The following is a 21,923-nucleotide window of genomic DNA, read 5'->3' on the forward strand; positions in this document are numbered from 1 at the left end:
GGGTCGCGCGGCGGGTTCGGAGGGCCTGGCGTGTGGCGTTTCTACACCGTGAGCCGTGGCGGCTTGCCAAATCGCAACATGCAGGCGGCGGCCCTAGCGCGATGGCGGATCGCGTAAGTAACTGCCAGGAAGCAACTTACAAGCAATAACCGCCCAGCGGCCAAGCGTTGGCCCTCGGCTTGCAACCCAGCGACACGCGGAAGAGCGCCCCGGCAGCGGGGCCCACGCCTGCCCCCCCGGCGGGCGCCGCTTGTCTGCTAAATGGTCCGGTCCCGACAGCATCGCTAGAGGGGCCCTCGTCCGAAACGGAGAACAAGGCCCGATGAGTGTGAACGAAAACGGCAACATCGCCTCCCCCGAGTCGGGCGCCTCGTTGGTCCCGACGAATCCCGTCGCGGTGGGCGCGCTGACCGGCGTGCATGGCCCGATCGGCCAGCCGGTCGCCGCCGGCGGCAACGACGTGCTCAAAGGCGGCATGGACCGCAGCGGGCTGATGCACGCGTTGCGACGCCGCTGGCTGTTGGCCTCGACGACCGGCCTGTTGCTGTCGGCCGCCGTGGCCGCCGGCCTGTACTGGCTGTTCCCGCCGACGAACTCGGCGTCGACCCAGTTCCAGGTGGCGAGCAACCCGATGACGCTGCTCGACCGCACGGCCGTGCAGACGACCACCGACTACGACATCTTCAAGGGCACGCAGATCGCTTACCTGAAGAGCCCGTTCGTGCTGAACGCGGCCCTGCGGAACGAGCGGTACAACATCGCGAAGCTCCCCTTCTTCGACGACGCCGACGACAAGGTCGAGTACCTGCAGGACGAGCTGCTCGTGTCGTTCCCGAACAACGGCGAGATCCTCGAGGTCACGCTCTCCGGCCCGTACCCGGAACAAGAGCTGAAGGACATCGTCGAGGCGGTCTGTGCCTCGTACTACGACGAGGTCCTCTTCCGCGACCGCACCTCCCGCGCCCGGCCGCTGCAGATCCTGCAGGGGAGCCTGAAGGACCTGAAGGAGATCGTCTACGACAAGATGACGGAGTACCAGACCCTGGCCGAAGAGGCCGGGTCCAGCGCCGTGTACCAAGGGGGCTTCGACCCCGAGACCAAGCTGATGCTCAGCGAGGTCATGGGCCTGCTCAACCGCCGGTCGAAGATCGAGGAAGAGATCGGCGAGGCGACCATGCAGTTCAAGGTGTTCGAGGCGCAGATCAACGACCCGACCTACCAAGAGCAGCTGGCCCAACAGCAGATGTCGATGGACCCGATGATCAGCCAGATGCAGCAGATGGTGATGTACTACCAGATGCAGATCCGCTCCGAGGCGGCGCTGGTCAAGCGTGGCACGTCGGCCCGCATCCGGCAGCTCGAGAAGCAGGTCCAAGAGCTGCAGCAAGAGATCGCGATGGCCCAGCAGCAGATGCTCGCACAGATCGCCGGCGAGCGGTCCAACGACCCGAACCCGCTGCTGAAGACGCAGACGATGAGCTACACCATCATGCGGCAGATGAAGCAAGCGGAGCTGGCCCAGATCGACCAAGAGTTCGAGAAGCTCAAGCAGGACCTCTACGCGAAGGCGAAGAACAACACCGACCTGATGCTCCGCCTGGCGGAGATCGAGCAGCTCCGCGAGGTCGAGCAAGGGATCGCCACGAAGATCCAAAACCTGACCGTCGAGAGCGAGGCCCCCGCGCGGATCACCGCCGTCAGCGCCGACCCGGCCCAGCGGCCTATCGCCAACACGTTCAACAACCGCAACCAGCTGCAACGCTACGCGATCTCCGGCCTGGGTGGGCTCACCGCGCTGGTGCTGACCTGCCTGGCGATCGGCTACGCAGAGTTCAGCAAGCGGCGCCTGAACGGGCCCGACCAGGTCGACGAGGGCCTCGGCATCCGGGTGATCGGCACGCTGCCGCGGCTGGGCGGCAAGAGCGGCTCGCACTCGGTGTTCGCTCAGCTCAGCGAGTCGATCGACAGCGTGCGGACCGCTCTGATGCACGAGTCGACCAAGAAGAAGCGGCAACTGGTGCTGGTCACCAGCCCCGAGACGGCCGAGGGCCGCACCACGGTCGCCAGCCAGTTGGCCGCGAGCCTCGCCCGCGCCGGCCGGCGGACGCTGCTCATCGACGGCGACATGCGGCGGCCGGCTCTCCACTCGCTGTTCAACCAACCGCTGGAGGACGGGCTCTGCGAGGTCCTTCGGACCGAGGCCGAAGTGACCGACGTCATCCGACCGACCCAGGCCGAAGGCCTCTGGCTGATGACCGCCGGCTACTGCGACTCTGACGCCGTCCGGGCCCTGGCCACCGACCAGGTGCAGCCGATCTTCGACAAGCTGCGGGCGGACTACGACTTCATCATCATCGACGGCGCCCCGGTGATCGGCGTGGCCGACTCGCTGCTCTTCGGCCAGCACTGCGACGGGGCCATCCTGTCGGTGCTCCGCGACCAGTCGAGCGTCACGAGGATCCACCAGTCGGTCGAGATGCTCCGCGGCGTGGGCGTGCGGCTGATCGGGGCGGTCGTCAACGGCGTGTCGTCGAAGGCCGACCGCCGCGTGACCCACCTGCAGCAGGTCACGCCGAAGCGGCAGCAGCCGAAGCTCGAGATGGTCGAGAACTGAGCCCGCCCGGGCCGCAGCCGATCCGCTTTAACCACCACCACCAGAGCCCCGGCCACTCGGCCGGGGCTCTTTTCGTAAAGGCCTTTCGTAAAGGCCTTTCGTTGCCGCCGGCCCGCCCCCGCCGCCGCCCAGATGCGGGTGTCCGCATTTGTTTCGCACGTTTGAAACACGACACACACAAAAAACGTGCGTGTCGCGTTAAACGTGCCGAAATCGACCTCAACCCGTTGCCGGCCAAGCGTTTAGGGAAGCGTTACACCGCGCGAGGTGTCGCGATTGGCTGTGTCCCCGGCGCCGCGAACGGCAGGAGGCGGTGATTGTCCCACGCACAGGCCGCCCGCGCCGTTTATTGGCCAATTCGTTGCCGCGCCGGCCGCGCGTTGCGGGCGCGGGGCGCTTGCGGGACACTCGCTTCATGCCGATCCGCACCGCGCGCGCCGCTGCCCTGACGACTCTCTGGCTGCTGGCGGCGGCCGGTTGCGGGCCGTCGGGCGGGCGGCCGGAGCAGTTCCGCGGCGCCGAGGAGGTGGTGTTCTGGCACTTCTGGGGCGGTCGCGACCTGCCGGTCGTCGAGGACGTGATCGCCCGCTTCAACGCCAGCCAGTCGCGCTACTGGGTGCGCGGCGTGGCGATGCCCGGGGCGAACCTCGACCTCAAGCTCTTCCTCGCCATCGCCGGCGGCCAGCCGCCCGACGTGATGAACCACGACGAGCCGGTCGTGGCCGACTGGGCCCACCGTGGGGCGCTCACGCCGCTCTCGGAATTGGCCACCCCCGAAGAGCTCGAGCGGCTCGGGGCTTGGCTCTACCCGGCCGCCACGCGGCTGGCGACCTACGACGGCCGGCTCTATGCCCTCGTGAACGGCCTCGACGTGCGCGCCCTGTACTACAACAAGACCCTCCTGCGCGAAGCGGGCCTGGCCCCGATCGCCGAGCGGGGGCCGCACACGCTCGCCGAGCTGGACCTCATCGCCGAGACGATCACCCCGCCCGGCTCGGAGGATTTCGACCGCGTCGGCTACCTGCCCGACCCGCGCCGGCTCTGGGCGTGGGGCGTGGTGTTCGGCGGGCGGTTCGCCGACCCCGACGCCCGAGACGCCGCCGCCCGGGTCACTTGCGACTCTCCGGAGGTCGTCGACGCGCTGCTGTGGATGGCCGGCTACAGCCAGCGCTACGGCGCCGACCGCGTGGCCGCGTTCCGCAGCGGCGACCAGGCGCTGACCGGCGCGGCCTTCCCGTTGCTGGCCGGGCGCCGCTACGCGGCGATCATGGACGGCCAGTGGCGCGTGCGCGACCTGGCCGAAGCCCAGGCGGCGGCCGCGGCCCGCGGCGAGGGGATCGACGAGGTCGGCGTGTGCCCGCTCCCCCCTCCGCCCGGCGGCGTGGAGCGCGCCGGCTGGGTCAACGGCAACTACTTCCTCGTGCCGCGCGGCGCCGACTGCCCGGCGGGGGCGTGGGAGTTCATGAAGTTCTGGGCCGGGCTGGGCCACGAGGACCAGGCGGCCCGCACGGCCGCCGCCGGCGGGTGGATCCCGGCCAGCCCGGAGGTGGTCGAGCGGCCGGCGTTCCAAGACTTCCTGAAGCAGCGGCCGCTCTTCGCGACGTTCGTCGAGCTAGCGGCGAGCGACAACCAGCTCCCCACGCCGCCGCTGCCGGTCGCGTCGACCTACTACCGCGAAGTCACCGCCGCCGCGCAGGACGCGATGTACCGCGGCGCCGAGCCGCGTGCCCGGCTGGAGCAAGCGGCCGAGCGCACGCGCGCGCGGCTGCGGGCGGCGCTCGCGGAGTGAACCGTCGCTGGGGGGGCGTCGTCGGCCGCAGTTGGACCGGGCGACTCGCGATCTGGGAAGGCGCCTCGCAGGGAGCCGCTACAATCCGCGTCGATGGGCCGCCAAAAGCAGCGATCGAACCGCCCTCTCGCCCCGCTTGCGCGGCACGCTCCGCTGCTGGCCGTGACCGTCGTGCTCGCCACGCCGCTGGTGTGGATGGTCGGCGGTTCGCTGAAGAGCGGGGCCGAGATGGCCGCCCGCCCGGTGGCCCTGTGGCCCGCCGACCCGCGACCGGAGAACTACGCGGACGCGCTCTCGGCGATGCCCTTCTGGCGCTACCTGGGCAACACGCTGGTGCTGTGTGTGGGCTCGGTCGTGGGCACGCTCGTGTCGTGCTCGATGGCGGCCTACGCGTTCGCGATCCTCCGCTGGCCGGGGCGCGACGTGGTGTTCGGCCTGGTGATCGCCACGATGCTGCTCCCGTGGCAAGCGACGATGATCCCCCGGTTCTTGCTGATCCGCGAGCTGGGCCTGTACGACTCGCTCGGCGCGATCGTGTGGCCGACGTTCCTCGGCGACGCGTTCAGCATCTTCCTGCTGCGGCAGTTCTTCCGCGCCGTGCCGGGCGAGCTGGTCGAGGCCGCGCGGCTCGACGGGTGCGGCGACTGGGGCGTGCTGTGGCGCGTCGTGCTGCCGCTCAGCCGGCCGGCGCTGGTGACCGTCGGGCTGCTGCGGTTCGTCGACGCGTGGAACGACTACGGCGGCCCGCTGTTGTACCTGAGCGACCCGGCCAAGTTCCCGCTCGCCTACGGGCTGGAGCGGTTCGTCAGCTCGCGCTCGAGCGAGACCCACCTGTTGCTCGCCGCGGCGGTGCTCTTCACGGCGCCGATCGTCGGGCTGTTCTTCGTCGCCCAACGCGCGTTCATCCGCGGGGCGACCACCAGCGGGCTCAAGGAGTGACCGGGCGCCGAGCAGGGCGCCCTCGAGTAGCTTTCGCGGAACGCTCTATTGCTGTGGGGAAAGCTTCCGAGGTAAGCCCGCGGCCCCAACACCAAAGCCGCGACGGCGCGCTACTTCTTCCGGTGGCGGATCTTCGCCCGCATCCGACGCTTCTTGCGGCCCTGCTTGCGGCGGCCTTTGCCTGACTTCTTGGTTCCCAAGTTCTGGTCGCTCCGGTGTGTCGTGGCGCTTCGGGTGCGATGCGCCGCCTGTGTCGTGGGACGGGGGCCGCCGGCCGGCGGATCGGGCCGACCGCGAGCCCCGCAGGTTAGCCGACCGCGGGCGGGTCGCTCAAGGGCTCACCCGCCGCTAGGGGGCCGAAAAATCGCCCCCCGCCGGCGCCGGGCGGGCTACGAGCCGCTCATCTGGGCGGTAATCCACGCGTCGAGCTCTTCCAGGTCGACCTGCGGGATTTTCTCCAGGTCCGGCCTCAGCCGCTCGGCGCCGCGGGCGTACACGTGGTGGATCTCGGCCGGCGGCTTGTCGGTGTTCCAGTGCACGAGCACCCGGATACACAGCGGCAGCGAGCCGGGCACGTCGATCTCGTAGCCGCACAGCAGCGGCACGCCGGCCCAGCCGAGCTGCCGAGCCGCCAGGGCCGGGAACTCGGCGTCGAGGTCCTTGGTGACGGTGAAGATCACGCTAGCGATGTCGTCGCGCTGGATGCCGTTGCGGCGGATCACCAGCGCGAGCAACTGGCGGGTGGCGGTGAGGATGGCCTCCCGCTCGTTCGCATCGACCGTGGTGGCGCCACGCACCCCTCGGCAAGGCATCGCTAGGCTCCGGCGTCGGTGGCTGGGAGAGGGGCGCCAACGGTTGCGCCCACTCGGTTGGAGACTAACCCAATCGCGCCCCGTTCGGTAGCGACACGCAAACGCCCGCCCACGCCGCGTTGCGGCGGTAGCGGCGCCATCCCCAGCGAATTTTTTCCGGCGCCCCAACAGGGGGTGAGGGGTTGGTTGCTAGGAACTGTGGCTCTCCTCGGTCTCGACGCGTCCCGCAACGTTCGGGAGCGGCCGGTGGAGGCTCGTCTGTCTCACTTCGGAGGCTCCCGTGAAGAGCAAGAAACAGGGTGCCGCTGCGCGCCTGCGGATCGAGGCGCTCGAGGCCAAACAGATGATGGCCGGCGACGTGGTCGTCGGCGTGGTGAACGGTTCGCTCGAGATCCGCGGCGATGATCAAGACAACCAGATCGCGGTAACCGCGGGCCCCACGCCCGGCAGTTTCTTAGTCCGCGGGCTCGACGGCACCACCGTCCGCGAGCGGGGCGCCGATCCCTCCGGCGAAGCCGATGCGCCCGAATCTGGAGTGTTGGTCGAGGGCGTGTGGCGCGGCGTGCGGGCGGGGATGGCCGGCGGCGACGACACGGTCGTCTTGTCCGACGCGGCCCTCCGCGGCTCGGTGCTGATCCAGACCGGCGCCGGCGACGACCGCGTGCTCGTCGGCGTCGGCCGCGACGGCCGGGCGCCGGACGGCGAGGCGCCCAGCGACGAAGCCACCGCCGAAACGGCCGACCGCGCGGTCGCGATTGGCGGCTCGCTGCGGGTGGCTACCGGCGGCGGCGACGACACCGTGGTTGTGGGCGCCGGGCGGATCGGCGGCAGCCTGCTGGTAGACACCGGCCGGGGCGAAGACACGGTCCGCCTCGGCGCGCCGACGCCCGGTGGCGAGAGCGACGACGCGTCGGTCGCCGTCGCGCCCGACCGCGCGGGGCTGCGAGTGGCGGGCAACGCCTGGGTGCGGCTCGGCGAGGGGGGCGACACGCTGGCGGCCAACGGGGTAAGCACCGGCGGACGGTTTGCAGCCGACGGCCAGCAGGGCGCCGACACCATGCGGCTGAGCCAAACCTCGGCCCGGATGCTCGCGCTCTCGGGTGGCCGCGGCGACTCGGCCGACGAGGTGGCGGTGACCGGCTCGCGGGCCAACGTGGCCGCGATCCACACCGGCGCGGGGGACGACCTGGTGCGTGTCGTCGACTCGGCGTTCGGACTGCTTGCCGTGGAGCTGGGCGCGGGCGACGACCGCCTTGCCGCGGACGGCGTGCGGGCGCGGGCGGCGCTGCTGGCCGGCGGGCCGGGCGGGAACGATTTTTTCCGCGAGGGTGAGAACCGGATCGGGCGGCAGATCGTAGTGGGATTCGAGTCGCCGAACGCGACGCCGGTTGCTTGATAACGAGCGTCCGGCGGCGGGGTCGAACGGGCCGACGCGGCCATCGCTAGGATGGGCAGTTTGCGTTGAGCTAGCGGCTCTTGGCGGTTGGGTATCGAGCGTGCGTCGAGCGGCTTGCGATTTTCCGTTCGAGTCGTTGACACCTGTCAGCCGAAGGTTAAGATTCCGCTCCCGCTTGCGATTGAAGGGGAGCCGAGTGCGGCCTCAAGCCGTCTGGCTCGAGCGTTCTTGGACGCCCTCCAATGCTGGCCCCTGTCCTGCGTCCCTTTGTGGGGCGGGAGAGGTTTTGGTCGGTGGCAAGCGGCCGCGGCTTCGCCGTCGGGCTTCCTTACTGAGCCATGCTTCCTTGCTGGGCCACGAGGCTCTAGCTGGTTAGTCCGGCTCTTGCTGGGCCATCGGGGCTTTGGCAATGAGGGAGCAGCGAGGCGAGTCGGCGGAAAAATCTCCATCAGGCCCTTGACGGTTTCGGCCGGAACGGGAATGATGGGGGGCTCGCGATGATCTTTGACAATTTGGTGAGTGACCTCCTTTTTTCTTTTCAGTCAAGACCGAAACTAAACGGTCGGCTGGAACGGGGGGCGGGTCCTGTTTTCTCCTCGGCGTCGGCTTCGGCTGTCGTCGGCGGGGCGGCGGGGTGCGTCTCCCACAAAGCCAAAATCAAGTAAGTAGCCAACCAAGCTGCTTCAACAAATGGCTCTTATCCGCTGGGGTTGTCGTTCGCGGCGGCCGCGGTGGTAAGCATACATTAATTGAAGGGTTTGATCCTGGCTCAGAATGAACGTTGGCGGCATGGATTAGGCATGCAAGTCGAGCGAGAAGCTCTGATTTGATTCTTCGGATGAGGATCAGGGTGGAAAGCGGCGTAAGGGTGAGTAACGCGTAGTTACCTGCCCCCGGGTCCGGAATAGCCACGGGAAACTGTGGGTAATGCCGGATGATCTCTCAGGAGCAAAGGTGAGATTCCGCCCGGGGAGGGGACTGCGTCCTACTAGCTTGTTGGTGGGGTAATGGCCTACCAAGGCAGCGATGGGTAGCGGGCGTGAGAGCGTGGCCCGCCACACTGGGACTGAGACACTGCCCAGACACCTACGGGTGGCTGCAGTCGAGAATCTTCGGCAATGGGCGAAAGCCTGACCGAGCAATGCCGCGTGCGGGATGAAGGCCTTCGGGTTGTAAACCGTAAAAGTGAGGAGGAAGGGCCCGTGCAGAGCGGGTCTTGACCGATCCACAGTAAGGACGGGCTAAGTTCGTGCCAGCAGCCGCGGTAACACGAACCGTCCAAACGTTATTCGGAATCATTGGGCTTAAAGGGTGCGTAGGCGGCGCTCTAAGTCGGGTGTGAAATCCTTCGGCTCAACCGAAGAATAGCGCCCGATACTGGAGTGCTCGAGGGAGACAGGGGTGAGCGGAACTGATGGTGGAGCGGTGAAATGCGTTGATATCATCAGGAACACCGGTGGCGAAAGCGGCTCACTGGGTCTCTTCTGACGCTGAGGCACGAAAGCCAGGGTAGCGAACGGGATTAGATACCCCGGTAGTCCTGGCTGTAAACGTTGAGCACTGGGTCGGGGACTCCCCCATAGGTTCCCGGCCGTAGCGAAAGTGTTAAGTGCTCCGCCTGGGGAGTATGGTCGCAAGGCTGAAACTCAAAGGAATTGACGGGGGCTCACACAAGCGGTGGAGGATGTGGCTTAATTCGAGGCTACGCGAAGAACCTTATCCAAGCCTTGACATGCACGGATTAACCCTGTGAAAGCAGGGCCACGCCTTCGGGTGGAACGTGCACAGGTGCTGCATGGCTGTCGTCAGCTCGTGTCGTGAGATGTCGGGTTAAGTCCCTTAACGAGCGAAACCCTTGTCTCTAGTTGCCAGCGAGTAATGTCGGGGACTCTAGAGAGACCGCCGGTGTTAAACCGGAGGAAGGTGGGGATGACGTCAAGTCCTCATGGCCTTTATGGCTTGGGCTGCACACGTCCTACAATGGCATGTACAGAGGGAAGCAAACTCGCGAGAGCAAGCAAATCCCACAAAGCATGCCCCAGTTCGGATTGCAGGCTGCAACTCGCCTGCATGAAGCCGGAATCGCTAGTAATCGTGGGTCAGCATACCACGGTGAATATGTTCCTGAGCCTTGTACACACCGCCCGTCAAGCCACGAAAGTGGGGGGGGCCTAAAGTCGCTGAGCCAACTTCGGAGGCAGGCGCCTAGGGTCAACTCCGCGATTGGGACTAAGTCGTAACAAGGTAGCCGTAGGGGAACCTGCGGCTGGATCACCTCCTTTTCTAAGGATACTTAGAACTGCCGTCTGGTGACAGACGTCAGAATAAGAATGGGGCGGCCTTGACCGTAAGAAAAAGGACGCCGGCGTGCTCGCACGCCGGCTAAGCTCACCAAATTGCAACGATAGACCCGGCGTCAGGGATAGCCACCTGACGTCGGGTTTTTTTATGCGCCACGCTCGCCTCGGGCCACGCGCTGGCCCGCCGGCGCAGCGGGCCATCGCCGGGGAACGATCGCCCGCTCGCGGCCGGTCAATCAAACCCCGTATCGCTGCGCCGCCACGCCCGCCGACGGGGCCCCTTGCGGCGCGGGCGCCGCTCCCGTCGGGGGGGGCCGCAGGGCCGTTTGCCGATCGTCGGAGACGCTTGCCGCGTAGTAGAAGGGCGGCTGACCGCTTCGGTCGGGCGGGTCTCGTTGACCCAAACCGTTATCCGGATTCAGCTTGCGCGGTTGGAAAACGCGCGGGGTTTTGCGCCGGATGCTCTTGATTCGGCATTCCGCGAAGCGTCAAAATGGGGGCCTGCGAGGGATCGCCAATTAAGCGCCGCCGGTCGCGCGCGGCGCCGTTTCCCATCATGGATGTTGCAAAGAGCGAGAGGGACGCACATGCACGCGACAGTCGCTAGACTCACGAGGTCTGGTTTTATTCCCCGTTGGCCGCTACTCGTGGCGGCCTCGGTGTTGGTGGTTGCGTCGGTCGCCGGCCGCAGCGCCCTGTATCGCTTTGCGCTGCAGCCCCCCTCGCCGCAGGTCCTGGGCGAGACGACCGTCATCACCGAAGAGACCTCCGGCGTCGCCTTCACGGCCCGTGTCGACACCGGCGCGGCGGTGAGTTCGGTGCACGTGGGCCCGGAAGACATGGAGATCGTCGACGCGTCAGCCGAGCCGGCTGAGAACGTCGCGAAGACGGTCCGCTTGCGCCTCGACAATGGGCAGGGCACGGAGGCGTGGGTCGAGACCCGCATCGAGGACTACGTCGAGGTCCGCAGCGCCAACGGCGCCGAGCACCGCTACCGCGTGCGGCTGCCGCTGAAGTGCGGCGACATCGTCAAGGAGTCGGTCGTGAACCTGAAGGACCGGTCCAACATGACGTACAAGTTCTTGCTGGGCCGCGACTTCATCGAAGACGACTTCCTGGTCGACGTGTCGCACTCCGGTCCCGAGCCCTTCAGCGCCGACGAGTCGTACTGGGGCGGCTGATCGAAATGGGGCGGCTGATCGTACTGGGGCGGTTGAGCCGCTCTGCCGCTCTGCCGTTCTGCCGCCGGCCCCGCCACAACACTGCCTGAGAACACTGCCGGAGAACACCGTCTCTGGCGGGAGCCGAGAGCGTGGTCCGCTCTTGGCGAGAAGCAGCAGTGCCGACGAGCCCGCTACGAGCCCGCGCTCGGCCGGACGGCGAGCCGGACGTCGCCGATGGGACGGAGCAGGGGGTCGACGGTCGTGTCTGCCCCCTCGGTGAGCCAGCGCCGCCGCTCGTCGGGCGTGGTGAGCAGGCAGGGCATCCGGTGGTGACCGACGGACCGCACGTCGGAATTGGGCTCGGTCGTCAGCAGGGTGACGCTGTGCACGTCGCCGTCGGCGGCGCCCGTCCACCGCTCCCAGAGGCCGGCAAACGCCATCGGCGGGCGCGTGTCGTCGAGGGCGAAGTAGTGGCCGCGCTCGAAGAATTCTTCGAGCGGCAGCAGGCACCGCCGCCGGCGCCACGCGTCGCGGAAGGTTGGCTTCGACGCGGCCGTTTCTGACCTGGCGTTGATCGTCTTGCGTTGGAAGGTGGACCGCTTTGGCGTCTTGTCCGACGGCTTCCACCAGCCCGGCAGCAGCCCCCATTCGGCGGCGAAGACCTCGAGCTCGCCGCTAGGGTCGATCCGCAGCGCCGGGACCGTCTTGAGCGGCCACGCGCCGCGGTCCTTCAGGTCGGCCGCCAAGTCTTCGAACAAGCGCCGCTGGCTTTCTCGGATCGAGAACTCGTCAACGAAGTGGGCGGGCAGCGTGGCGGCGGCGCGGTAGTGGTGGCACACAGGGAAGAGGCGAGGGGAAGGCGAAGGGGGTTGGCGAAAGGGGCGCGGCCGTCGCTTTTGTTGTTCTGCCTTTTGCTTCTCATTTGGCGCCGAGCACGAAGGCTACCAGGCCCTGGCCGTAGTCGTCCCACAGTTGCTCGGCGCCGCGGGCCTCTACTCCCTTGGGCAGTTCGAGCGTGATGATCGGCTTTCCCAGGTCCACGCCGACGTACGAGCCCAACGACCCCGGGCGGCCGCCGAGCCGCTTCACGGGCAGGCGGCCGTCGATCGCTGCGGAGATCGCCGCGGCCAGCTCTTCGCCCGGGCCGTCGTAGTCGACGCACTCCAGCGGCTGGTGCAGGCTGAGCACGCGGTCCGGCGCGTACGCGCGGAGCGCACGCATCAGCGCCCGGCTCTCCGGCTCGGACAAAGCCGCCGGTCCGTGCAGCGAGCGTTCGACGCGGTTGCCGGCGGGGAAGTTGCGGTTGAGGTCGACGCCGCGGGCGTTGGTCCGTTTCCGCTGGGCGTAGCCGTCGGGGTTCGCGACCGGGATGACGACCACGCGTCGGCCACGCCAGCGGTCGGGGTGGGCGGCGAGCCAGGCCTCGAAGCGCTCGACCAGCGGCGTGCCGGCGGGCTCGCTGCCGTGGATGCTGGCGATCAGCAGCACGGTCTGCGGCGAGTCGGCCTCGCCGTGGCTGCGGGCGACGATCGGCCGCCCCTCGACGCTCTTCCCGAGCTCTTCCTTCTCGGCCGCCGGGGCCGCGTGTGCGAGCAGCGACAGGCAAACCATCGACCAGGCTGCAGAGCGAAACGGTCTCATTATGAAGCATCCAACGAGGGGGGTGGGGACCGCCCGCCACCTTCGAGGCGGCGCACGGCCGGGTCAATGCCTCATGTCCGTCGTCGCGGCCGTTTGAACCGGGGAGATCGCGCCGCCGGAGGGGCACGGCGCGTGGGTCTGGCCGACGCGGTCGACCGCACGCGGCGCGGAAACCCGTTAGCCCCGGGTCACTGACCGGGGGCTAACGGGGATGGCCCGCGAACGGGTCGACAAGCAGCGACCACGGCCTTGGGTCGAGGCCACGGCGTTCGTTGTGCCGCTCGACAGACTCGATTCGCGTTATGACGGTCGATTCGTCGAAGCACCAACGCTTGTCGTAGCCGGCGGTCCATATCGGACGCGCGGCACGCAGCCGATACCGACCGGCGTCCTTGACGCACTTGACCAGCCGGCCGATCGGCTCACGTGTTGCCCCGAGCACGATGTGGGCGTGCCAGTCATCGACCGACAGCGCGTAGGTCGTCACAGCCAGCCGGTCCGCAAGAGCCTGAACGATCGCTTCGGCGACCTGGCGCGACCGATCGTCCGTGAAGCGGTACGCCGGGTGCTTCATCCTCTTGCGGTCGGCAAGTTCGAGCTCCGGGGCGGCGCTGCGAAGGCCGTGCTTGCGATCGATCCAGCCGCGGCGGTCGATCCAGCCGCGGCGGTCGCCGCGAATCCACGATCCGTAGGTCGTGACCGTAACCAGCGTGGCGAGCGCATCGGGAGAGTGATCGACGGCCATACGCAGGACAGTACACCGATGGTGTACATGCGTCAACATCCTTGCGGCCAAGATTAGCCCCGGGTCACTGACCCGGGGCTAACGGCTGTGTTCGCGATCGGGCCCCACTGCTCACGGCTTCGCGTCGAGGGGCTCGACCGCGCCGTTTCCTTCGGCTTTCTTCGAGGGCGTTTCGGCCGTGTCGGCGCCGCCCATGAAGCGGGCGAGGTTCTCCGGCACGTCGATGCCGCCCACGTCGCGGAGGACCTGCATCATCGGCGGGAGGGTGCCGGTCATTCCGTGGAGGAAGTCGGCCGTGTTGCTGCGGCCGTCCTTGCCGCCGTTCTCCCACACGACGACCTTGTCGAACTTGATGTTGCTGATCGCTTTGGCGGAGGTCTCCGCCAGGTTGTCGAGGTGCTCGAGCATCATCAGCTGGAACGCCTCGCGGGCGCCGCCGCACGCGGCGACGATCTGCTTGAGGCCCTCGCCCTTCTTGGCGAGGATCTCGTATTGGCCGCGGGCCTCGGCCTCGAGTTTCGCGTAGATCGCGGCCGCCTCGCCTTCGGCTTCTAGGCGGCGCTTCTGGGCTTCGGCCTCGGCCTCGACGATGATCTTGGCCTTTTCGGCCTTGGCGACCGCTTCGAGTTCGGCGCGTTTCTCGGCTTCGACGCGTTCGGCGTCGGCCAGCGCGGCCCTGGCCATCGCGCGGTTTTGGATCTCGATGACGGCGGCCTCGGCCTCGCGTTTACGAGACTCGCCCCGTTCGTAGGCCTCCGCACGCTGGACCAGCAACTCCGCCTGCGACGCGGCGACCCTGGCCTCGGCGATGTTCTCGCCGTCGACGGCCTCGGCGTTGGCGTTCGCCACGGCGATGCGTTTCTCTCGTTCGGCGTCGTTGACCTGCACCTCGCGTTGGAACTCGGCGGTCCGCTCGCCGACGGTCTGCTCCTTGAGCAGCTCGGCCAGGCGGACCATCTGCTCGCGTTCGGCCTCGCGGGTGCCGATCTCGCGGAGCTTGGTGGCGTCGGCCACCTCGACGGCTTGTTCGCGTTCGGCGTTGGCGACTCGGATCGCGCCCTTCTTTTCTTCGTCGGCGACGTCGCCGCGGGCCTGCTGGATGGCCTCGCTGGCGGCCTTCTGGCCGATCGCGTCGATGTAGCCCGACTCGTCGGTCACGTCGGTGATGTTGACGTTGATCAGCACGAGGCCGATCTTCTTCAGCTCCGGCTCGACCGAGTTCTGGATGTGCTGCAGGAACGCGTCGCGGTCGCGGTTGATGTCCTCGATCCGCATCGACGCGATCACCTGCCGCAACTGGCCGAAGATGATCTCTTCGGCCTGCTTGCGGATCTCTTGGGTCGACAGCTCGAGCAAGCGGATCGCCGCGTTGTTCATCACCTCCGGCTGGGTGCCGACGGCGACCGTGAACACGCTCGGCACGTTCACGCGGATGTTCTCCATCGACAACGCGCCGCGGAGAGGGATCTCGATCTGGATCGGCTCGAGGCTCAGGTACTGGTAGCCCTGCACGAACGGGATCACGTACGTGGCGCCGCCGTGGATCGTCTTGGCGGTCTGGCCGCTGCCGACGAACATGCCGTACTTGACCAGCACTTGGTTCGAGCTGCAGCGCTTCACCAGCGACTTGATGAACGCGTAGAGGATCCCCAGCAGCAGCACCAGGGCGATGGCGCCGGCCGCGACCCACGCCACGGGCGGGATCGCTTGAGCGAGCGGGACGAGAGCGACGGGCCACACGAGTTCGGGCGCCATGTTGGTGGGCTCCATAGGAAGGGCGGGGGTCGGATCGGTCGCTCTGTCAGCTTTGCAACGCTTCGGTCGGTGCGCGGCCGGCGCCGCCGTCGGCCGGTCGGTCGGCGCTGGCGACGCGCACCGTGTCGCTGTTGACCACGCCGGTCACCAGGACCTTCGCGCCGGTCGGCAGCGGCTGGTCGGTGTCGTTGACGGCTTGGCACTCGACGGTGCGTCCCTGCAGCGTGAGGTGCACCTTGCCGGCTGCGCCGCCGGCGGGGGCGATCGGCACGTAGACCTCCGCCGGCAGGCCGACGGCGCCGCGGATGTCTTCGTTGCCGGAGGTCTCTAGCTGGAGCAAGCGGCGGAAGGCCCAAAACACGACGTACATCGCCGCGTAGCCGGCGACGGCCGCCACGGTGAGCGACACGCCGGGCGGCCAGCCGATCGAGTTCGCCGCTCCGCCGGCGAGGCCGAAGAAGGTGGCCGCGGCCGCGAGCGTGCGCAGCGAGATCATCTCGAAGAACCAGAAGCCGTGGGAGTCGGTCGAGCCGTCGCTGTCGATCGCGTCGGCGTCGACGCCGGCGGCGTCCCCCTGGCCCAGCCCGCCGTCGTCGGCGCCCAGCAGCATTAGGCCCAGCTGCGTGAGCAGCACGACCCCGCCGCCGATGGCGGTGTAGAGGTAGACCGATTCGAGTGAGGTCATGGCTCCGACTCGTAAGGGGGCTCGGGAACGGGTGAACGAGGAGGGCCGCCGCCGGCGCCGGGCGCCGCGTTGGCAGTAGTTCGCCGCGCGGCGGGGGATCTTGCCGCCTTACCGCGGGAGGGGCCTCGCGACGCGCGGATTGTCCTCGTTCTCCGGTCGGGAGTCAAAAAACGTACGTCGCCGGTTGGGGTGAAGGCCTCCCCCGACGCTCCGCGCGGCGATACGCTCCACCACGCCCCACCACGCACAACCCGCTCAAACCGCCCCCTCCCGGCCCTGTGACCAGCCCCCGCAAGAAGAAACGCGCACGCCGCCACACAGCAGCGAAGCCGAAGTCGACCTGGCGCGTGAAAGCGGCGTCTGGCGGGCCGGGCGAGCTGGTGGGCCCGCCGTGTGTCGCGGAGCGCGCCGAGGACATCGAGGAAGTCCGCTCGATGATCGAGGAGGGCGAGACCGAGATCGCGACCGACGAGTTGCGGTACCTGCTCGCCGATTGCCACGACCTGCTCGAGGCCCACTTGCTGTTGGGGCAACTCGCCGTTGGCGAGAACGACCGCCCCTCGGACATCGAACTGGCCCGCGGCCACTTCGGCTACGCGTTCACCCTCGGCGAGAAGGCGCTCGCCGCGGCCGGCGCCGGCGTGAGCCTGCCGGGCGACCGCCCGGCCAACGCGCCCTGGCACGAGGCGGCCCGCGGCCTTGCGTGGTGCCTGGAGAAGCAGGGGCACTCGCCCATGGCCGATCGGGTCGCCCAAACGGTCCGCCGCGCCGACCCGACGGACCCGGCCGAGGTGACCGCTATGCTGGACGAGATGCGCTCCGGCGGGCTGCCGATCGTCGAGCTCGGTTGAGCTGCTTCGACGCGTCCGATTCGATTCGGTTCGGAACCGCTACGGAAGATCGATCGGGACCAGCTCCCAAGTGATCGGCACGGTATGCACGCCGGTCGCGGTCTCGTAGACCCAGGTGAGTTCCTTGGGATCGACCGGCTCGTCGGCTTCTGCGTCGGCTTCGCCCTCCGGGTCGGCGTTCGCATCGGGTTCATCGAAGCCGAAGCCGACCACCGCGGCGCCCGACAGGTCGAACAAGTAGGCGAGGCCGATCTCGCTCGAGGTCTGCATGGTGGTCTCGAAGCCCGCGTGCTCGTAGCGCTTGCCGTTCGCGTCGATCAGGTACGACGCGTTCTGGAACACCCAGCCGCGGTGCGACGCGAGCGAATCGCCCGCCCCCTCCAGCCGCACCCGCATGTGCAGCTCCCACACGGCGCCCGGCTTCTCGAACCGCTCGAGCACGACGGTGGCGTCGCCGAACCGCTGCGTGAGCGGCGTCCGGGCTTGGCCGACCTTCGCTACGCGGAACGTGTGCGGCGTGGCCGGGATCATCGCGACCATCCGCCCGCGGGTCGACGCGATCCGGTCGGTCTCGCGCGGCGGGCGCTCGAAGGAGAGGGTCACCTGCATGGCTTGCTCGCCGGGGGTGGCCTCGAGGTCGAGCGATTGATCGGGCGTGCGGGGCGCGAGCAGCGCGCCGCTCGGCACGGCGGCTTGGACCTCGTCCATCGGGATCGACAACGCGATCGGCCGCAGCCGCGGCTCCCACGCGACCTCGATCTGCACATCCAGGCGGCTCGTGTCGGCGTCGCGTAGGCCGCGGAAGGCGGACACCGTGAGCGGCTCGATGCGGAAGGGGCCGGCGTACTCGGCCGCTCCTACCCGTGGCGCGGCGCCGGACGCGCGGTCCACGAGCGTGAGCGCGTCGGCCTCGCCGTAGGGGTAGACCGACAGGTCGGCCGCGTCGAGCACGGTGTCGACGGCAGACCAGAAGGGCTCTTCGTCGAGTGACACGCTGATCGGCCGCGGGTCGGCTTCGCCGCCGAAGGCTTGCCGGTTGTCACGGAACCGCGCGCCGGTCTGCCGCTCGATCTCCGCCAGGACCTCGGCGACCGGCTTCTGGTCGGCGTGGAGCGTCACCCTCGAGGGCCCCGTGGCGAGCCGCGCGATCGCCCGCTGCGCACGCAGCCGCACGCGCACCAACGCGCCACGCACGCCGGCCGGCATGGTCGCGTCGGGCTCGGGCAGCAGGCGGAGCGCTTCGGCGGCCGAGGTGGCGTCGGCGGTCGCGAGCTCGTTCAGGCGGGCCTCGGCCGCGGAGCGCTCGGCGGCGGTGGGGGCGTCGAGCTGCTCGAGCAGCGGCGCCACCTCGGCCTCGAGCTGCTGTTGGGCCGACGCGTCGGCCGGAACGAGGGCCGCCGCGGCGAGCAGCGCCGCGGCGAGGGCCAGCAACTTTGTTGCTTCCAGGAGCATAGGCCGGGCTTCCATCGGAACGGATGAGCGGTTTGTGCCGATTCTAAGCGGCGCCAGGCCGCGGGTCTGCCTCACCCGGCGCCGGCCCGGCCGGTTTTGCGCCAATAGGCTTCCACACGGAGGCGGCCGCCGCGGCCGCGGATCCTCGTCTTGGCGGTGGCTCGCGATGCGAATGCTCTCTCGATTGGTCCTCGCGCTGGCGGCCGCACCGATCGCCGCGCCGGCGCCCGCAGCGGACTTCATGTTCAGTGCGGTCGTCGACGGCCAGACGCTCGAGGGGCGTCCGCTCACGTGGACCGACGCGACGATGACGCTCCTGGCGCGCGACGGCCAGCTGCACTACTTCGCGCCCGGCCGGGCGCGGCAGGCGAAGCGCACGTCGCCGACGTTCCGGGGCTACGACACCGAGCAGATGCGCGAGCGGCTCTACGAAGAGTTCGGTAGCCGCTTCGATTTCACCTCGACCGGTCACTACCTGGTCGCCCACCCGCGCAGCGAACGGGGCGTGTGGGCGGAGCGGTTCGAGTCGATGTACCGCGCGTTCGTGAGGTACTTCCGCGTCCGTGGCTTCGACCCCGTCGAGCCCCCCTACCCGCTTGTGGCGGTCGTGTTCGGCAACCGGTCGGAGTACCAGCGGTACGTCGAGGGGAGCAATTCCGGCGCGCCGACCGGGGCGCTGGGCCACTACGAACCGCGGTCCAACCGCGTGTACCTCTACGACCAAAGCTCCGCCGGCGGCGACGACCGCTGGGACGAGACGGCCTCCACGGTCGTCCACGAGGCGACCCACCAGACGGCTTACAACGTGGGCGTGCACACCCGGTTCGCCGAGGGGCCGCGGTGGGTGAGCGAGGGGCTCGCCACGATGTTCGAGGCCCGCGGCGTGCACGACTCGCTCAGCTATGACCGCGGCGAGAGCCGGATCAACCGTGGCCGGCTGGCCGACTACCTGCACGACGTCGCGCCGAACCAGCCGCTGGGGACGGTCGCCACGTTCATCTCCAGCGACCAAGCGTTCGAGCGGACGCCGATCCCGGCGTACGCCAATGCGTGGGCGTTGACCTTCTTCCTCAGCGAGACCCGCCCGCAGCAGTACGCGGAGTACCTGGCGCTGACCGCCCAACGCCCGCTGTTTTCGGAGTACCCGCCGGAGGAGCGGGTGGCCGACTTCCGGAGCGTGTTCGGGCAGGACCTCGAGCTGCTCGACGCGCAGTTCGTCCGCTACACGCAAGAACTCCGCTAAACCGCCTGGCTCCCCCCTCGGAGAACGGGGTCGGGCCGTTCGGGCGGTGCGGGTCGTGGGTGTAGGTGCGGTGGGGGCGGCGCGCGGCCGCGGGAGATCGCCCCGGTTAGCCGGATCGGCTCGGCGGCCTGGGCGGACCTCGCCGATAGCTAGCACCAGGCAAGGAACGGACCCTGTGCCGGTTGGCGAGAGAAGGCCGACCACAACCGACCGCATGGCTCAGATAGGAGATCGAGCAGTGTCTAGCGACGCCGCCCACGCCGCCGGCCCCCAAGCCGCGCCGCCAGTCGCCCCGGCCCCGCACGGCGGAGGCGCCTGGGCGCCCCTGCTGGTGGCGATCGTCGCGCCGTTGTTGTTGATGCAGGTCGCGGTCGTGAGGCCCAACGCGACTCAGCTGGCGCGGATGCGAGGCCAGGTGGCCCGCCTCGAAGCGACCGTGCAAGAGCTGCAGGCCGCCGGACCGGCCGCCGGGCGGGTGAGCGGTCTGTTGGCCGTGCTCGGCGAGCAGCAGCAGCGGATCGCCGAGGCCGAGGCCTCCCTGGACCGGTTCGCCGCCCTGCAGGCCCGGCTCGACCGGGGCGTGGCCGCGGCCGAGCAGGCGGCGCGGTCGCTGGACGAGCTCGAGTTGTTAGTCGAGCGGGTCGACCGCCAGGGCGAGCTGCTAGAGACCTCGCGCGCCGCCCTAGCGACCCTGGCCGCCGTGCCCAGCGAGTTGAACGCGGCGATCGATCAGGCCGGACGCAGCGCCCCGACCGTCGCCCGGGTGCGCCACCTGGCCGAGCAGCTCCGGGCGGCGAGCGCCCTCGCCGACGCGTCGGTCGCGCGGGTGGACGAGCTCGTGGCCACGCAGCAAGAGCTGGCCGCGCAGCAAGACCGGATCGCGGCGGCGAACGAGTCGCTCGACGGCCTGACGCGGCTGGAGTCTCGGCTCAACGCGCCGTTGCTGGAGGTCGCCGCGGCCCACGAGCGGCTCAACGACCTGCTGCGGCTGAAGGAAGCCGTCGTCAACCAGACCGACGACCTGCCGGCCGCGTTCGAGACCTTCGAGCTGATCGTGAACTTGCAATCGGATTACCGCCGCGCGAGCGGCGTGCTCCGCACGGTCCAGCGGCTGATGGCCGACTTGGTGCTGCTGGAGCCTTCGATCGCGCGGGTCGCGATGCTGGTCGAGCCGATCGTCGAGCGTTCGGCGATCACCACCCTCGGCGGCGACGAGCTGCGGCTGGTGCTCCGTGAGTTGTCCCAGCGGCACGCGGCGGCGATGGCGAAGCTCCAGGCCGAATCGCCCTCGGCCGAGGCGGACGTCGCGGCTCGCCCCGCCGAGTCGGTCGTCGAGTGACGCGCGCGGCGCCGGCGGCTACGCACCCGATCCCGGCCGCTCACGAGCCAGCGCGCGTCTCGCTCGGCCTGCCCTCGCAAAAGTCGCGCGGGGAGCACCCCTCGCCGCGGCGCCCCCGAGCGGGATAATGTGATGCGGCCACTGACTCGCCGGTTAAGGGACCATGCCGACCGCCACGACCCCCCGCGAACAACGAACTACCCGCCCGCGGCTCCCGCCGTGGCTCCGCGCCGAGATCCCCTCGGGTGAGGCGTTGCGGGTCTTCAACCGCACGCAGGGGGCGGTCGACGCGGGGGCGTTGCACACGGTTTGCGAGGAGGCCCGCTGCCCGAACATCCACGACTGCTGGGGCCGCGGCACGGCGACCTTCATGGTCGCCGGGAAGGAGTGCACGCGGGGGTGCCGATTCTGCAGCGTGCAGACGCTCAAGGCGCCCGCCCTCCCGGAGAGCGAAGAGCCGCAGCGGCTCGCCGAAGCGGCCGAGCGGATGGGGCTGAAGTACGTCGTGGTGACGGTCGTCAACCGCGACGACCTCCCGGACGGCGGCGCGGGGCACTACCGCGCGTGCGTCGAAGCGCTCGACCGGCGGATCCCCGGCGTGGGCGTCGAGCTGCTGGGGAGCGACCTGGGCGGCGACTTCGACGCGCTCCGCCAGCTCCTCGGCGAGGCCGGTTCGAACACGCCGAGCCGGCTTCCCCTGCGGGTGTTCGCGCACAACGTCGAGTGCGTCGCGCGGCTCGACAAGCAGGTGCGCGACCCGAGGGCCTCGTTCGATCTCTCCCTGGCGGTGCTCACCGAGGCCAAGCGGCTGCGGCCCGACCTGGCGACCAAGAGCAGCCTGATGGTCGGCCTCGGCGAAACCGACGACGAGGTCGTCCAGGCGATGCGCGGGCTCCGCGGCGCCGGCGTCGACATCGTCACGCTCGGCCAGTACCTGACCCCGGGCCGGCCCGGGGAGCGGTTCTTGCCCGTGGACCGATACGTGTCGCCCGAGCAGTTCGACCGCTACCGCGACGCCGCTTACGACATCGGCTTCGCCGGCGTGGCCTCGGGGCCGATGGTCCGCAGCTCGTTCCGGGCGGGCGTGTTGTACGAAGCGACCCGCAGCGGCCGCCGCGTGGAACAGCTGCTCGCCGAGGACGAGCCGGAGGTCGTCGGCCTGACGGGCGGGGCCTCGTAGGCTGCCGGAATCCCGGAAG

16 protein-coding genes and 1 rRNA gene are annotated in these 21,923 nt (G+C 69.2%); 10 read left to right on the forward strand and 7 right to left on the reverse strand.

Features of this window, described 5'->3' with window-relative positions:
* Nucleotides 1-322 precede the first annotated feature (322 nt).
* The 3 genes from RIC11_RS11760 to RIC11_RS11770 all read left to right on the forward strand — a co-directional run bounded on the left by RIC11_RS11760 (nt 323) and on the right by RIC11_RS11770 (nt 5,342).
* Nucleotides 323-2,614, forward strand: a complete 2,292-nt coding sequence (locus RIC11_RS11760; RefSeq protein ID WP_350211447.1) for a polysaccharide biosynthesis tyrosine autokinase — start codon at nt 323-325, stop codon at nt 2,612-2,614.
* Between the two features lie 415 nt (nt 2,615-3,029).
* Nucleotides 3,030-4,403: an extracellular solute-binding protein gene (locus RIC11_RS11765; protein WP_350211448.1), complete on the forward strand. Its 1,374-nt coding sequence runs from the start codon at nt 3,030-3,032 to the stop codon at nt 4,401-4,403.
* A 93-nt stretch (nt 4,404-4,496) separates the two neighbouring features.
* The gene (locus RIC11_RS11770; RefSeq protein ID WP_350211450.1) at nt 4,497-5,342 is read left to right on the forward strand and encodes a carbohydrate ABC transporter permease; all 846 of its coding nucleotides are present in this window, start codon (nt 4,497-4,499) and stop codon (nt 5,340-5,342) included.
* Between the two features lie 389 nt (nt 5,343-5,731).
* On the opposite strand, the gene aroH is transcribed toward RIC11_RS11770, so the two are convergent.
* Complete coding sequence (gene aroH, locus RIC11_RS11775; protein ID WP_350211452.1) at nt 5,732-6,154, reverse strand: chorismate mutase; 423 nt, start codon at nt 6,152-6,154, stop codon at nt 5,732-5,734.
* A gap of 280 nt (nt 6,155-6,434) precedes the next feature.
* Here aroH and RIC11_RS11780 point away from each other — a divergent pair, with 280 nt between their 5' ends.
* The 3 genes from RIC11_RS11780 to RIC11_RS11790 all read left to right on the forward strand — a co-directional run bounded on the left by RIC11_RS11780 (nt 6,435) and on the right by RIC11_RS11790 (nt 11,031).
* Nucleotides 6,435-7,550: a hypothetical protein gene (locus RIC11_RS11780; protein ID WP_350211454.1), complete on the forward strand. Its 1,116-nt coding sequence runs from the start codon at nt 6,435-6,437 to the stop codon at nt 7,548-7,550.
* Nucleotides 7,551-8,296: 746 nt separating this feature from the next.
* Nucleotides 8,297-9,832: ribosomal RNA gene (locus RIC11_RS11785) — 16S ribosomal RNA — on the forward strand.
* 665 nt (nt 9,833-10,497) lie between these two features.
* Nucleotides 10,498-11,031 (forward strand): ATP-dependent zinc protease family protein, encoded by a 534-nt coding sequence (locus RIC11_RS11790; RefSeq protein ID WP_350211456.1) that lies wholly within the window; start codon nt 10,498-10,500, stop codon nt 11,029-11,031.
* Between the two features lie 173 nt (nt 11,032-11,204).
* Here RIC11_RS11790 and RIC11_RS11795 read toward each other — a convergent pair whose 3' ends face one another.
* The 5 genes from RIC11_RS11795 to RIC11_RS11815 all read right to left on the reverse strand — a co-directional run bounded on the left by RIC11_RS11795 (nt 11,205) and on the right by RIC11_RS11815 (nt 15,839).
* Nucleotides 11,205-11,852, reverse strand: coding sequence for an SOS response-associated peptidase (locus tag RIC11_RS11795; protein WP_350211457.1), 648 nt, complete (start codon nt 11,850-11,852; stop codon nt 11,205-11,207).
* Between the two features lie 79 nt (nt 11,853-11,931).
* Nucleotides 11,932-12,654: a DUF2817 domain-containing protein gene (locus RIC11_RS11800; RefSeq protein ID WP_350211459.1), complete on the reverse strand. Its 723-nt coding sequence runs from the start codon at nt 12,652-12,654 to the stop codon at nt 11,932-11,934.
* A gap of 202 nt (nt 12,655-12,856) precedes the next feature.
* The gene (locus tag RIC11_RS11805) at nt 12,857-13,399 is read right to left on the reverse strand and encodes a hypothetical protein (RefSeq protein WP_350211461.1); all 543 of its coding nucleotides are present in this window, start codon (nt 13,397-13,399) and stop codon (nt 12,857-12,859) included.
* A gap of 111 nt (nt 13,400-13,510) precedes the next feature.
* Entirely contained in the window at nt 13,511-15,169 is a 1,659-nt protein-coding gene (locus RIC11_RS11810) for a flotillin family protein (protein ID WP_350211462.1), read from the reverse strand.
* A 31-nt stretch (nt 15,170-15,200) separates the two neighbouring features.
* Nucleotides 15,201-15,839 (reverse strand): NfeD C-terminal domain-containing protein, encoded by a 639-nt coding sequence (locus RIC11_RS11815; protein ID WP_350211464.1) that lies wholly within the window; start codon nt 15,837-15,839, stop codon nt 15,201-15,203.
* Nucleotides 15,840-16,117: 278 nt separating this feature from the next.
* Here RIC11_RS11815 and RIC11_RS11820 point away from each other — a divergent pair, with 278 nt between their 5' ends.
* Nucleotides 16,118-16,690, forward strand: a complete 573-nt coding sequence (locus RIC11_RS11820) for a hypothetical protein (protein WP_350211466.1) — start codon at nt 16,118-16,120, stop codon at nt 16,688-16,690.
* 39 nt (nt 16,691-16,729) lie between these two features.
* Here RIC11_RS11820 and RIC11_RS11825 read toward each other — a convergent pair whose 3' ends face one another.
* Entirely contained in the window at nt 16,730-18,142 is a 1,413-nt protein-coding gene (locus RIC11_RS11825) for a hypothetical protein (protein ID WP_350211468.1), read from the reverse strand.
* Nucleotides 18,143-18,314: 172 nt separating this feature from the next.
* Here RIC11_RS11825 and RIC11_RS11830 point away from each other — a divergent pair, with 172 nt between their 5' ends.
* The 3 genes from RIC11_RS11830 to lipA all read left to right on the forward strand — a co-directional run bounded on the left by RIC11_RS11830 (nt 18,315) and on the right by lipA (nt 21,904).
* The gene (locus RIC11_RS11830) at nt 18,315-19,385 is read left to right on the forward strand and encodes a DUF1570 domain-containing protein (RefSeq protein ID WP_350211470.1); all 1,071 of its coding nucleotides are present in this window, start codon (nt 18,315-18,317) and stop codon (nt 19,383-19,385) included.
* A 238-nt stretch (nt 19,386-19,623) separates the two neighbouring features.
* A complete protein-coding gene (locus tag RIC11_RS11835; RefSeq protein ID WP_350211471.1) occupies nt 19,624-20,724 on the forward strand; it encodes a coiled-coil domain-containing protein in 1,101 nt (366 codons plus the stop codon).
* Between the two features lie 163 nt (nt 20,725-20,887).
* Entirely contained in the window at nt 20,888-21,904 is a 1,017-nt protein-coding gene (gene lipA / locus RIC11_RS11840; RefSeq protein ID WP_350211473.1) for a lipoyl synthase, read from the forward strand.
* The last annotated feature ends 19 nt before the right edge of the window (nt 21,905-21,923 follow it).

The sequence above is a fragment of the Botrimarina sp. genome (assembly GCF_040219535.1).
Lineage (GTDB): Bacteria > Planctomycetota > Planctomycetia > Pirellulales > Lacipirellulaceae > Botrimarina.

Bases quoted from the DNA above. Each gene is read 5' to 3' on its own strand.
- RIC11_RS11770 (WP_350211450.1), top strand. From the start codon at position 4,497: ATGGGCCGCCAAAAGCAGCGATCGAACCGCCCTCTCGCCCCGCTTGCG.
- lipA (WP_350211473.1), top strand. From the start codon at position 20,888: ATGCCGACCGCCACGACCCCCCGCGAACAACGAACTACCCGCCCGCGG.
- RIC11_RS11760 (WP_350211447.1), top strand. From the start codon at position 323: ATGAGTGTGAACGAAAACGGCAACATCGCCTCCCCCGAGTCGGGCGCC.
- RIC11_RS11765 (WP_350211448.1), top strand. From the start codon at position 3,030: ATGCCGATCCGCACCGCGCGCGCCGCTGCCCTGACGACTCTCTGGCTG.
- RIC11_RS11815 (WP_350211464.1), bottom strand. From the start codon at position 15,839: ATGACCTCACTCGAATCGGTCTACCTCTACACCGCCATCGGCGGCGGG.
- RIC11_RS11830 (WP_350211470.1), top strand. From the start codon at position 18,315: ATGCTCTCTCGATTGGTCCTCGCGCTGGCGGCCGCACCGATCGCCGCG.
- RIC11_RS11800 (WP_350211459.1), bottom strand. From the start codon at position 12,654: ATGAGACCGTTTCGCTCTGCAGCCTGGTCGATGGTTTGCCTGTCGCTG.
- RIC11_RS11825 (WP_350211468.1), bottom strand. From the start codon at position 18,142: ATGCTCCTGGAAGCAACAAAGTTGCTGGCCCTCGCCGCGGCGCTGCTC.
- RIC11_RS11805 (WP_350211461.1), bottom strand. From the start codon at position 13,399: ATGGCCGTCGATCACTCTCCCGATGCGCTCGCCACGCTGGTTACGGTC.
- RIC11_RS11810 (WP_350211462.1), bottom strand. From the start codon at position 15,169: ATGGAGCCCACCAACATGGCGCCCGAACTCGTGTGGCCCGTCGCTCTC.
- aroH (WP_350211452.1), bottom strand. From the start codon at position 6,154: ATGCCTTGCCGAGGGGTGCGTGGCGCCACCACGGTCGATGCGAACGAG.